Here is a 12,816-nt window from a genome sequence, read left to right on the forward strand (position 1 = left end):
GGCATTAAGTTAATTAATGTTTGGCGTCTTCATGTTCAATAATACGGAAGTTTTCGCAGATAAATAAATAAGCAAGCGCTCCCATTGAAACCAGACCAAGAGTGATAGTTAATTCTGGTAGCGATGGCCAATAAGAGACACCCGTTGATGTTACCATACCAGTCACTACTACGTTATAACGGTTTAAAATAACCCCTAAAGCCACTAGTACACCAAAGGTCACCAGCCAGCGACGACGTTTTATTAATGGAGAGAAGCAGATAATTAATGGAACAATAACGCCAAAACCGACCTCAATCCAAAAAAATAAGGATTCAAAGCTACCTTCAAAAAGGTAATGTACTTTATCTTCCATAATAATACTGCCGAATTTCAATACTAAATAAACCAGCATTGCATAACCTGAAACTCGAACTAATCCACTTAATACCGGTATTGGCACTTTATGATTAAATGCTCGGCCTGCTAATGCAGTTTCAACAGCAATCATGGCGGGACCCACAAAGAATGACGAAATCAAAAATTGGAAGAAAATAATTGGCGACCACCATAATGGATGTAATTTATCGACCATTAATAAATAAAGTGCCCCAAGTGATGATTGATGCATTGATGGAATTGCAATACCAATAACTAACAATACTGGTAATATTTTACGGAAAAACGGATGATATTTTCGTCCAATTCGCTCAGTAGCCACTTCACCAAATTCTATTAATTGCACGCTGGTATAAACAGAAACGCAAATAAAGACTTCAAATAATACTGAACTATGACCTTGAGAAACTAATGGGCGCCAGAAATTCCACCATTGCCCAATATCAAGAAAAAGCCCAACCATCACCAATAAATAACCAATTAATGACGTTAATGCTGCACTTCGGGCAATACTTGAAAATTGTTCTTGTTTAAACACATAAACAATTAACGCCGTACCATATCCGCCTCCTGCTAATGCCACACCACACATCACGTCAAAAGAGATCCAAAGCCCCCAAGGCCATTCATCATTAAGATTGGTCACTAGTCCCAATCCAGTGACTAAACGAAATAAGATAAGCCCTACGGCAATCAAACTGATAGCAACGAGTACCCAGCGTACTGGTGTCATAGGAAAACGCCACTTACCAAAGTAGGTCGAATTATCGATAACACTCATTCTGATCTCCTTGTTTCTTCATCAGTGTTATTCTGGTTATGTTCTAGATTCTGATAGGATTTTTCATCGTGGCTCACTTTATCTTTTCTGTGATTAAACATGGCAATACCCCCTAAAATCACAGCCCATGTAGCGCCTGCTATCGGCGTATATTTCATAAAATCAGAGGTATAAGAAGAGAGTGGTTTTTCAGTTAACCCTGTTTTAAAACCTAGTTTTTCAAACGACACATCCGAAATATAGAGCCATTCAGTCCCTCCCACTTCTTTCTCTCCATAAATATGCTGAACATAATTTGGATTATTCGTGATGGTTTCTCTGGCTTTTTCTAATAAAGTTTGGCGCTCACCAAATATCAACGCTTGAGTAGGACAGACCGCGACACATGCGGGTGATTGCCCTTCTTCTACACGCGATGAGCACATCATGCATTTAGTGACATAAGGAAGTGACTTTTCCCACTCATATTTAGGGATATCAAAAGGACAAGCCACCATACAATATCGGCAACCCACACAGAGATCAGGATAGTAAACTACTGGCCCTGCTGGTGTTTTTTGAAAGGCTTTTGCAAAACACGCTGAAGCACACGCGGGATCAATGCAGTGAAAACATTGCTCTTTAACATAACGCCAAACCGCTTTATCTTCTTTTTCAACCGTGACCGTTTTGATAACCGTCCAGTTTTCATCCGCAAGTTTAGCATTCTCACCACTTGTGGGTTGTCTGTCTTCTATCCATTTATTTTCGTTGTACATTTTGCATGCAACTGTACAACTACCGCAGCCGATACACTTTGTAAGATCGACTAATACACCTTTAGACATAATGTGTTTCCTCAATCTTTAAGCTTTCTTTTTGTTAAAATGAATACTGCGATCTTGGTAATGCGTATGAAGCAACTGATGAGCACGCTCACTACAAGGTTCGCCTAAAAATTGTTCGTAAATACTTTGAATTTCACTGTTTTCATAACTTAAGCGAATGGTGGCGCGTTCATCTTTGCTATAAAGCGCTTTCATGCGTAAAGCTCGTATTTCATCTGAAGGCGGTAATGCCGAACGAGGTTGTCCACCACCCGCAATACAACCTCCAGGACATCCCATAAATTCAACAAAGTGCCACTCTTTTTCCCCTTTTTGAATTGCTTCTAAAACCGGGCGTGCATTTCCCATACCAGAACAAACCGCAACGCGGATCTCCCCCACTCCTGGAATATCTACAGCTGCCTCTTTGATGCCTTCTAATCCACGTACAGGTTGTAAATTAAATAACGGCTCAGGTGGTCTTTCACCCGTAATAAAGTAGTAACTGGTTCTGACAGCCGCTTCCATTACACCCCCTGTTACGCCAAAAATGGCACCGGCACCACTGTATTCCGACATTAAGCGATCATAATTTGCGGGTTGAAGAGACGTTAAATTGATATTGTGGCTTTTAATTAATCTGGCGAGTTCTCTTGTTGTTAGCACGATATCAACATCACGAAGATTGGGTTTTTCCCATAACACGCTAGCGCCATTCATTTCAGGACGTGCTGCTTCTGATTTTTTAGCGGTACATGGCATAATGGCAACAGAGACAATTTTGGTAGGATCGATATTTTGCTCTTTGGCATAATAGGTTTTTATCATCGTGCCCAACATTGTCATGGGTGATTTTGCTGAAGATAAATTAGGGATCAATTCAGGATAAAACATCTCACAGAATTTAACCCAACCCGGCGAGCACGATGTAAATTGTGGTAATACACCATTATTTTGAATTCGTTGCAGTAATTCTGAGGCTTCTTCCATAATGGTCAGATCAGCCGAAAAGTTTGTATCAAAAACTTTATCAAAACCCAGTTTTCTCAGTGCAGCAACTTGCAGTAACTCAATATCCTTACCCGGTTGCATACCAAACTCTTCCCCTAATGCCACTCGTGTTGCAGGCGCAGTTTGAACAACAACATGCAATGTTGGATCTAATAAAGCCCTAATCACCTTATCCGTATCATCAACTTCTGTTATCGCACCTGTTGGACACCAAAGTGTACATTGCCCACAATCAATACAAGGCACGCTATCAATTAACGGTAAATTATAATTTCCCATCACCGTTTGTACTTTTTCACACACCTCAACACATTGACCACATAAAATGCATTTTTTATCATCACGACAAATTGCTACATTATTAGGATCAATAGGAATTCGGCCTCGGACTTGTACAGGGAAAGTGCCTTTCGCATTATATTGCTCAGGAACCCAGCCAGTACCTCCCGAAACATTACCATCACATCCGGTAGTAACAGCAGTTACCCCAGCTACAAGACTCATCTTTCCAGCAAATGAAAAAAAAGAACGCCGAGATAATAATTTCTCGTCACTTTCTTCTTTTGTAGGGAGAATAGATTTCATTTGTTACAATGCTCCTGCTTTAATATATAAATAAAATTACCGTTTAAAAGTAATAATATATAAATAATTAAAGCTTATTTTTGTTAAATATATTTACATAATTATATTAATAAAAAGATCAATACTTAAAATAAGCATTAACCTTAAAGAAATTATTTTATTGGATAAAACACCCTATCAGCAATCATCGTTTCATTTAAGAAAATCAGGAGAGATTTTTAAATTCAAATAAGTGATAGGGTGTTATTAATGTATATATTGTACTGAAGAAAAATTTAAAGAAAACATTATAGCGCATCATTGATAAAATATAGTTGACTTTATTGATAAATGTCAAAATACAAATAAAAAACAATTAATACACACAACCAACATACAAAAAAAACATTAAAAAAAACAATAAAATAAACTTAATAATCAATATGTTATTAGTGTTGTTATTTTTTATTAATTTATTGAGCGTTTATCTTAATTGATAAATAAAATAAAAAATATAACTTCTTATTTATTTTATTAAACTAAAAATAAAAATGAATGATAAAAAATCTAAATAAAGTATATACTTTTTCTTAATTCAAAAAAAATAACAAAATTATAATTTCATTCAATATTGTTATAATTTCATTCTATATTGTAAATAAATTATTACATTTTAAATATAAAAAATTAATTTTTAAAATAGCAATAAGATAAGGTGAGTCATTTTAAACATTTTATATATTTTATTTTTAATAAAAATAAAATAAACAATAAAAAAATTATCTATATAAAAATATTCCAGAATTAATCATATAAAAATGAATTATAAAGCATAAAACACTTATAAAAAGAGGTTTGTTTTATCAATAATCAATGTAGAGCCTATTTAGGCATATCCGGCTGATAGATAGGAAAAACAGGCAAAGCCGTTAATAAACGTGAACCATAGTTTTTAGTTAACAGACGTCGGTCATAAATAACGATTTCACCGTGGCAATGATGACTACGAATAAGGCGCCCAACTTGCTGAATTAAATTAAACGATGCGCTTGGCAAGCTCTGTACTTCAAAAGGATAACGTTTTAGAGATTTAAGCCACTCACCTTCTGTCACAATCACCGGATCCGTCACGGGTGGAAAAGCAATTTTATGAATATGCACCTGCGTTAAATAATCACCTTTTAAATCGAGCCCTTCGGCAAAAGATTGCAAACCTATCAATACACTATTATCTCCCGCATCAATGCGCTTACAATGCGTTTCAACTAATCGATAGCGTGGCTGATCACCTTGTACTAATAAGCATAAACGCAAATCTTTCACTTCTTCTAAAAAGCCATCCATTGCACGTTGACTACTAAATAAAACCAATTGCCCGCGATGATTATTCTCTTCCATTTCTTGGCGAAAATAACGAGCCATCTCTTTTAAATGCTCACGTTCATGGAGCATAGTTGGCTCATAGTGCATTTTTGGGATCACCAGTTTACCTTGCTTTTGATGCTCAAAAGGGGAAGACAACGTAATAAAGCGATCATCAAAATGTTCACTTAATCCTGTTAATTCTTGAATACGAGAATAGCTATTTAATGAACGTAATGTTGCAGATGTAATCACCACATGCGGGATATTTTTCCATAATAATTGCGTCAGTTGTTCACTGACACGAATACCCGCGCAATGAAAATAGAGATGAGACTGCTTTTTATCGTAACGGCGAGTTAACCATTTGGATACTGGTGCTTTTGAAGTTTGCTCTAATGTGGCTAAACGCCACAATTTCGCCATATTTTCTAAATAACCCACCATCCTACTGGTCGTTAAAATAGCACGATGTAAACGTACAACATCTTCTTTCGCTGTTCGTTCTGTTAAATCGTTTAAAATAGCTTCGCCCAGCATTTTTAAACCATCTGTTAACTTAAATAATGTCTGACAACTTAACAGAAGTTGTTCCGGTAATTCACCTAACGGAAAGAGATATTCATCTTGTTCACTGCGTTCTGGTAATAGTGCACGGGTAAATGTATCAATCTCTTGATAAGCTTCACGTAACTTAGCAATATGAGCATCAAAACGAATAGGATCAGCTAATTTAGGTGGTCTTACAGGAATAAATTGCGCTAAATACTGGCTAACATGGCGAGTGATATTATCAAGCTGATTATTAAGAGAAACTAAGGTTATTTCCCCTTCGACTTCAAGTGCATCTCGCGCAACATCAGGAATATGATGCCCTTCATCAAGCACCAAAAGCAGATTTTTCGCATCAGGCAATACGGATTCACTTTCCATTGCTGCCATCACTAAAGCGTGATTAGTAATAACGACATCTACTTCATCAATTTCACGACGTGCAATAAAGAAAGGACAGCGATGATAGTATTGGCAATTGCGCCCTAAGCAATTCATTTTATCCGTACTGATTTTGCGCCATAAACTGTCTGTTAGTGCGCGTTTATGGTGATCACGCAAGCCATCCCAACCGAAACTAGTGAAATCATTTTTGAGCTCTCGACAAATTTCTCTTTCTGCACTTGTTGCAACATCAACTTTATCTTCAAGTAAAAACATTAAGTCAATTTGCTCGCCTTCTGTTGCACAGATCGCATCTAAATTGCGAGGACACAAGTAACGCCCACGACCGAAAGCGCCAGTAAACGTAAGATCAGGAATAATTTTTTTTAGTAATGGCAGATCTTTGCTATAAATTTGATCTTGCAGTGCCACATTTGCCGTACTGATTATCAGTGGTTTTTTCTCATCACGACTAATAGCAATACCCGGAATAAGATAAGAGAGTGTTTTACCCACACCTGTTGGGGCTTCTATTACTAAATGACGTCCCATTTCATCAGAAAAAGTCTTAGCCACCTCCGCGATCATTTCACGCTGTGGCGCACGCGGAATAAACCCTTCAATATGCTCTGGTAGGGCTTTATACCACTGACTTATTTGATTTTTAACTGATTGGGAAAGGGACATAACCACTCTGCAACTGATTTTAAGAAAGGCGTCATTGTCTCATAACACTGTATAAAAATCAGTAGTTACCTTCGATTGGTCTCCTTTTTCATCAAAGAATGGATAACACCTCGAAATTATTGAGCTTTGTTATGGATTATTAATTCAACTCTTCATAGTATGAGTATTCATTATGTAACATCTAAAATAGTCTTATAAAAAATATGATTTATGATTTTTACTAAATACAACATCAGTTAAGAGACTCCTATAATGACCTCTGCAAAGCGCCCTATTTTTAACTTAGAACTTGATTTACTTCGAACCTTTGTTGCTGTTGTCGATGGTAATACCTTTGCAGCAGCAGCGGAATCTGTTTGTCGTACACAATCCGCGGTAAGCCAGCAAATGCAACGGCTAGAGTCGCTAATAGGCAAAGAGCTATTTGCTCGTCAAGGTCGAAATAAAACGCTGACAGAAGCCGGTACACAACTACTTAATTATGCTCGCCGTATTTTGCGTCTGAATGATGAAGCGTGTCTTTCATTGATGCATGAAGAAATTGATGGGATCTTAAAAATAGGATCTCCTGATGACACGGCAAACACTATTTTACCTGATCTTCTCGCGCGTTTTTCTGGAGCTTATCCTCGCTTAATCATGGAAATTATTGTGAAACGTAGTCCGTTTTTAATGGCTATGTTAGAAAATAACGAACTTGATTTAGCCATTTCCACCGAAGAACATGTAGGTTATCCCAAAATTGTATTACGCGTTTCCCCCTCTTTATGGTACTGCGGAAAACACTTCAGATTTGATCTTGATGATCCCCTACCATTAGTTGTATTAGATGAACCAAGCACATACCGCGATATGATGATTAATCATCTTGATCAGCAAGGTATTCGTTGGCGAATCGCTTATGTTGCTACAACACTTTCAGGTGCTAGAGCCGCTGTACATGCAGGCTTAGGTATTATGGCGCGTTCAATTGAACTGTCAGGTGATGATTTGCGTATTTTAGGAGAAAAAGAAGGTTTACCCGCTTTACCCGCGATTAGTTATAACCTGTATCTCAATGCCAATAGCCCAGGGAAAGCTGCCCAAATACTGTTTGATTCATTAAAAAACGAACAAAATGAAGTGATTAATCATGCTGATATTACTCTTCAACAAAAATAGTCAAAATAAATAAACTATTACGATAACACATCAGAAAATCAGCAATAACAAAGACTAGATTTTATCTATACTAGTCTTTGTTATCTATTTAATTCAAATTTCTCAGCCCAAAGACAGGCTAACACTGTACGATATTGAATAAGAATGAAATAATAGCCACCATTATTATAAAATAAAGTTTATCCTATCATCATAACGAGGAGAAAATGTATGCCCATTTCCGTCAGTGAAATAATGGAAATATTGCCTCATCGTTATCCATTCTTATTAATCGATCAGGTTATTTCTAAGCCAGCTGAACTTGCCAGTGGCAAATTAACAGCTATTAAAAATATCACCACCAATGACACTGTTGTTTTTGGCGAGTTTTACCCACCGTTGTTACTACTTGAAAGCATGGCTCAAGCTTCAGGTGTTCTTGCACATTATTACCTTTCACCTATGAATGAAGATCAGCGATGTTATTTTGCTAGCATAAAAAACGCACGCTTTTATGATGCGGTTAAAGCGGGTGATCAGCTACTTATTGAGATCCAATTTTGCCGGCAGCGTCGCACTATTGTTAGCTTTTCAGGTACAGTAAAAATTGGGGAAAAGATAGTTTGTACATCTGAGTTTATGTGTGCAAGGCAATAAAAAAGGATTGGTGGCTCAAACCAATCCTTCTTGTCATTATCTCATTGTTTTATCTTTATTCAGCTTTTTCTTTAACACGTAATAATTGTGTTATTTCTGAAATAGTGACATTATCGAAATCAAGTATCTTTTCAACTAATTGTGCCGATTGTTTAGCTTCTATCACCATAGATGTATTATCGTAAAACTTACTGATCACATCTTTATCTGTTATTGGATTTTTCGGATTACCATACTGAATATCTAATCTCTCCGTGATCTTCTCACCATTTTTTAATGTCACGAAAATTAATCCGGGGAAATAGGTAGGAAATGGAATTTCCCCTTTTTCTGGATAACGATAACTCACACGCTTCGCTAACGATTGAATATCTTCCCGCTGTAGGTTTTCAGGGAATAATGAAGATAGCGTTAAAGCATTATCTAAAAAGCCGGCAGCAAATAACCACGGCAGACTAAATTTGGCACCATAAGCTGTTTGCGGTGCCCATTTTGTTTCTGGAGGCTCACAAATCAGGGCTGCCGCTACCGGATCGACAACGCACTCCACACTCACAATATCGTCAGCCGTGATCCCTTTTTTCAGTAAATTACGCCCACAATCAACCGTTGCATGAGCAAAATGGCACACCGGATAAGGCTTAATAGAAACATTTAAAAACTCCCATACTTCACCTAATCCCAATGCCACCTGTTCTGGTTGCGCTTGCTCTCGAATGCCATGGGTTTGATAAAGACTATATCGACCTTCAAATATTGTTTCAGGCCCCGTCATTCCACCTTTTGCTAATGATGCCGCGATAATACCTGATTGTGCAGCCCATCCCGCATGAAAGCATTTAGAAGATGAGCTATTGGTAAGATATTCCGCCACACCTCCAGCTTGACTTCCTGTTAATCCTAATGCATTCACAGTTTGTTCAGAGCTCAATTTTAATAGTGAAGCGGCACAAGCCGTTGCGCCAAAAATCCCAGCAATTGCTGTGGTATGAAAACCACGTTGATGAAATCCACTATGGCTTGCTAAGCCCACTCTTGCTGCGACTTCCCAGCCAATCACCCACGCCGTTAAAATATCTTGTGATGATGCATCGATAGATTCACCCAATGCAAAAGCAATCGGCGTTAATACCGCACTGCCATGTGCTATCGAGTCTGTGTGTGTATCATCAAAATCTAATGCATGTGAAGCAATACCATTTGTAAGTGCAGCCACGGTGGTACTTGTCGTTAGCGAACTCCCCCAGATTGGGATATTGCCTTGACTATCAGGTAAAAAAGCCACACCTTGGCGACTTTGAATAGCACTTTGTTGCATACTTCCAGCAAGGGCGACACCTAATGTATCTAATAAATGAATTTTGGCTCGGCTAACAACTTGAGCGGGTAAATCAGAAAAATGGGTTGTGGTAATAAATTGGGCTAACTGCTGACTCAATGTCATAAACACCTCGAAGTCGATAAGAAAAAGCCAGCAATATCACCGGCTTTTAGATAATAAGAAGGTTAGATGCAATTAAGTCACTTAGTCATTTAACCAGCCAGAGGCTTTGGTTTGTGCAACAACACGATCAACTTGGGCTGGTGCATTACCAACATATGTTGTTGGATCTAAAAGTGCATCAAGCTCTTCTTGAGTAATGTGATCACGAATACGGGTATCACGATTAATCGCTTCCACGAAGGTAATACCTTCTTCTTGTCCAGACATTGATGCTTCATACACAATTTCATGCGCAGTTTGTTTGCCAGCCTTATCAGATAAGGCAAACATCACACGCTCTGCCAACATAAAGCCCCCAAGAATATCCATATTTTCGCGCATTTTCTCGACATGCACATTCAGTCCGCCTATTACTGTTTTCATATTATCAAAAATAACAGACAGCATCAGACACAGCTCTGGCATGATCTTCCATTCCATTTTCCAGATTGCACCATCACGTTCATGTTGGTGTTTCATCATATCCGTTAAAACAGAAAGATTCGCTTTTAGGGTATTACTCACACAAGCCGCATTTTCAACAATGGCAGGGTTACGTTTATGTGGCATGGTCGAAGAACCCACTTGCCCCTTACCGAAAGGCTCAGATAACTCATCAATTTCGTTATGCGCTAACAGTAAGATTTCATTGGCAATTTTACCTAGAGTTCCACTAATTAAACCTATTAGCATGCCATATTCGCTGAATCTATCACGCGCAGGTTGCCATGAAATTTCAGGTACAGCTAAGCCTAAGCGTTTTAATACGCGAGCTTCTAATTCATCTGCCTTATCGCTTAAAGAAGCTTTTGTGCCTACCGCCCCAACAACACTACCAACGAATAAACGAGGCTCGATCTCTTTAAGGCGTTGATAATGACGCGCTAACTCAGTTAACCAAATTGCAGTTTTATGACCAAACGTAATTGGCAGAGCTTGCAATGCTAATGTACGCCCAACCATAGGGGTGTTACGATGTTGTTCACTTAATGAAAGCAGTGCACGACCTAATACTTTGATATCACGTAAAAACGTATGATGTGCATCTTTTAATTGCAGTACAAGTCCAGTATCAATAACATCTTGTGTTGTTGGACCAAAGTGAACATATTCCCCATAATGTTCTGGACAAGCATGTTCTAAACCACGAATTGTTGGCACTAATGGATGGCGAGTAAGACGCACTTGTTCTAATACATAATCCATATCAAGTTTTTCAAGTTTTGCAGTATCTGCAATAACTTTTGCCGCGTCTTTTGGGATCAAACCTAATTCAGCTTGCTCAATCGCTAATGCAGCTTCGTAATCAAGCCAATTTTGCATTCTGGTTTTATCAGAAAAAATAGTTCTCATTTCTTCTGTTGACCATAAATTCTTTAATAAAACAGAATCAAAAACACTGGTTCCCATAATTATTTCCCCTGTTAAAAGAATAATAAAAAAATCGTTTTTTTAATCAAACGACTTGTTAGATTGTTATTTTATTTATGCAATAGAATCTCAATAAAAACACTTTGATAATTTTAATCTAATTTAAAACATTTCTAATCAATTAAAAAATAACATTAATTCAATTGGTTATAAATATCCCTTTATTTATTAGTTATAACTTTTGAATCTTAAATGTTATTTAAGATTTAATTAGAATAATTAATGCTAAAAAATTAGAGGAAGATCATCATTTTTAAAAAATAGCTATTTTAAAAACAAATAAGTTTGTTATAAATAATAGAAACAAAATAAGCACAAACAGTAATTAATCCTTTTATTTAATTACCAGGGAACTCTATTTCTATATTTGGAGATATTAATAATGAAACAAAATAAACAAACAAAACTGATACACAGTGGACGCCAAACAATCAAAACTTCAGGCCCTATTAATCCACCAGTCATGAGAGCCAGTACCATTGTTTTTGATTCAATTAAAAGCTGGCGCGAAGTGCGTGATCGCCGAGCAACAGAGCGTGTTTTAAGTTATGGCGCACGTGGTACCGAAACTGCATTTGCCCTTGAAGCTTTAGTAACCGAATTAGAAGGTGGCTATCGCGCTCAGTTGTTCCCTACTGGATTGGCAGCTATCGCCGTCACTATTATGGGATATGCACGTAGTGGTGGGCATGTTTTATTTGCTGATTCTGTTTATGAACCCGTTCGTAAAATTGCATCGGCTTTTCTTGAACCTAATAACATCGCTTATAGTTTCTTTAAAACTGATGGTTCTGATTTTGAACAAAAAATTCAAGAAAATACGCAACTTATTTTTGTCGAATCACCGGGCTCATTACTTTATGAAATGCTCGACTTACCTGAAATTTGTCGTATTGCTCATGAGAGAGATATTCCTGTCGGGGTTGATAATACTTGGGGCTCAGCATGGCTGTATAACCCGCTAGAGTTAGGCGCTGATGTCTCTGTTATCGCTGCAACTAAATATCTATGTGGTCACTCTGATGTGATGATGGGCATTATGGTTGCAAATGAAAAAGCATGGAAAAAAATTGGTGCATTGCCTGAAGCATTAGGCCAAGCCAGTAGCCCAGATGATGCAGCATTAGTTCTTCGTGGCATAAGAACACTAGGTCAACGCATTGCTGCTCATGGTAAATCAGCACTAGCCATTGCACAGTGGTTAGAAACTCGCCCTGAAGTTGAAAAAGTTTGGTTTCCTGAATTACCTAATCACCCTCGTCATGACTTATGGAAACGAGACTGCAAAGGCAGTAACGGTCTATTAACTATTGAATTTAAACAAAAATATACCACAAAACAATCAGAGCAATTTATTGATGCACTTGAACTTTTTGGTATCGGTGCTTCTTGGGGAGGATTTGAGAGCCTTGCTTTACCTGCCAATGTTGTCGGTGCAAGAACAGCCTCTGATTGGCGTGAAGGTCATGGGCCTTTTGTCCGTTTACATATTGGCCTTGAAGCAACGGATGATCTTATTGCAGATATTACACAAGCGTTTTCAGCATTAAACCAATAACAAAAAATATTGCATCATTACC

At 37.6% G+C, this 12,816-nt stretch carries 9 protein-coding genes; 3 read left to right on the forward strand and 6 right to left on the reverse strand.

Annotation, left to right across the window (positions count from 1 at the left end):
* Positions 1-13: 13 nt before the first annotated feature.
* The 4 genes from nrfD to dinG form a co-directional block, all read right to left on the reverse strand.
* Entirely contained in the window at positions 14-1,159 is a 1,146-nt protein-coding gene (gene nrfD / locus QSH13_RS03320) for an NrfD/PsrC family molybdoenzyme membrane anchor subunit (protein ID WP_109398092.1), read from the reverse strand.
* A complete protein-coding gene (locus tag QSH13_RS03325; protein ID WP_196544425.1) occupies positions 1,156-1,986 on the reverse strand; it encodes a 4Fe-4S dicluster domain-containing protein in 831 nt (276 codons plus the stop codon). Before QSH13_RS03325 ends, nrfD begins: the two co-directional genes overlap by 4 nt.
* 18 nt (positions 1,987-2,004) lie before the next feature.
* Positions 2,005-3,561: a [FeFe] hydrogenase, group A gene (locus tag QSH13_RS03330; RefSeq protein WP_109398094.1), complete on the reverse strand. Its 1,557-nt coding sequence runs from the start codon at positions 3,559-3,561 to the stop codon at positions 2,005-2,007.
* Between the two features lie 861 nt (positions 3,562-4,422).
* The gene (dinG, locus tag QSH13_RS03335) at positions 4,423-6,525 is read right to left on the reverse strand and encodes an ATP-dependent DNA helicase DinG (RefSeq protein WP_109398095.1); all 2,103 of its coding nucleotides are present in this window, start codon (positions 6,523-6,525) and stop codon (positions 4,423-4,425) included.
* 252 nt (positions 6,526-6,777) lie between these two features.
* On the opposite strand from dinG, the gene QSH13_RS03340 reads away from it, so the two are divergent.
* Both QSH13_RS03340 and fabZ read left to right on the forward strand, forming a co-directional pair.
* Positions 6,778-7,686, forward strand: coding sequence for a LysR family transcriptional regulator (locus QSH13_RS03340; RefSeq protein WP_286047516.1), 909 nt, complete (start codon positions 6,778-6,780; stop codon positions 7,684-7,686).
* Positions 7,687-7,896: 210 nt separating this feature from the next.
* Entirely contained in the window at positions 7,897-8,322 is a 426-nt protein-coding gene (fabZ, locus tag QSH13_RS03345; protein ID WP_109406472.1) for a 3-hydroxyacyl-ACP dehydratase FabZ, read from the forward strand.
* A 55-nt stretch (positions 8,323-8,377) separates the two neighbouring features.
* Here the strand turns inward: fabZ and QSH13_RS03350 are convergent, their stop codons facing one another.
* Positions 8,378-9,766, reverse strand: coding sequence for an MmgE/PrpD family protein (locus QSH13_RS03350; RefSeq protein WP_286038823.1), 1,389 nt, complete (start codon positions 9,764-9,766; stop codon positions 8,378-8,380).
* 81 nt (positions 9,767-9,847) lie between these two features.
* Entirely contained in the window at positions 9,848-11,215 is a 1,368-nt protein-coding gene (purB, locus tag QSH13_RS03355) for an adenylosuccinate lyase (protein WP_109398099.1), read from the reverse strand.
* Positions 11,216-11,618: 403 nt separating this feature from the next.
* Between purB and metC the strand changes: the two genes are divergently transcribed.
* A complete protein-coding gene (metC, locus tag QSH13_RS03360) occupies positions 11,619-12,794 on the forward strand; it encodes a cystathionine beta-lyase (RefSeq protein WP_109398100.1) in 1,176 nt (391 codons plus the stop codon).
* Positions 12,795-12,816 lie beyond the last annotated feature (22 nt).

The organism is Proteus faecis (genome assembly GCF_030286765.1).
Classification (GTDB): Bacteria; Pseudomonadota; Gammaproteobacteria; order Enterobacterales; family Enterobacteriaceae; genus Proteus; species Proteus faecis.

What these genes read in the sequence shown, in the direction of transcription:
- nrfD (WP_109398092.1), bottom strand. Translation starts at nt 1,159, where the DNA reads ATGAGTGTTATCGATAATTCGACCTACTTTGGTAAGTGGCGTTTTCCT.
- QSH13_RS03325 (WP_196544425.1), bottom strand. Translation starts at nt 1,986, where the DNA reads ATGTCTAAAGGTGTATTAGTCGATCTTACAAAGTGTATCGGCTGCGGT.
- QSH13_RS03330 (WP_109398094.1), bottom strand. Translation starts at nt 3,561, where the DNA reads ATGAAATCTATTCTCCCTACAAAAGAAGAAAGTGACGAGAAATTATTA.
- dinG (WP_109398095.1), bottom strand. Translation starts at nt 6,525, where the DNA reads ATGTCCCTTTCCCAATCAGTTAAAAATCAAATAAGTCAGTGGTATAAA.
- QSH13_RS03340 (WP_286047516.1), top strand. Translation starts at nt 6,778, where the DNA reads ATGACCTCTGCAAAGCGCCCTATTTTTAACTTAGAACTTGATTTACTT.
- fabZ (WP_109406472.1), top strand. Translation starts at nt 7,897, where the DNA reads ATGCCCATTTCCGTCAGTGAAATAATGGAAATATTGCCTCATCGTTAT.
- QSH13_RS03350 (WP_286038823.1), bottom strand. Translation starts at nt 9,766, where the DNA reads ATGACATTGAGTCAGCAGTTAGCCCAATTTATTACCACAACCCATTTT.
- purB (WP_109398099.1), bottom strand. Translation starts at nt 11,215, where the DNA reads ATGGGAACCAGTGTTTTTGATTCTGTTTTATTAAAGAATTTATGGTCA.
- metC (WP_109398100.1), top strand. Translation starts at nt 11,619, where the DNA reads ATGAAACAAAATAAACAAACAAAACTGATACACAGTGGACGCCAAACA.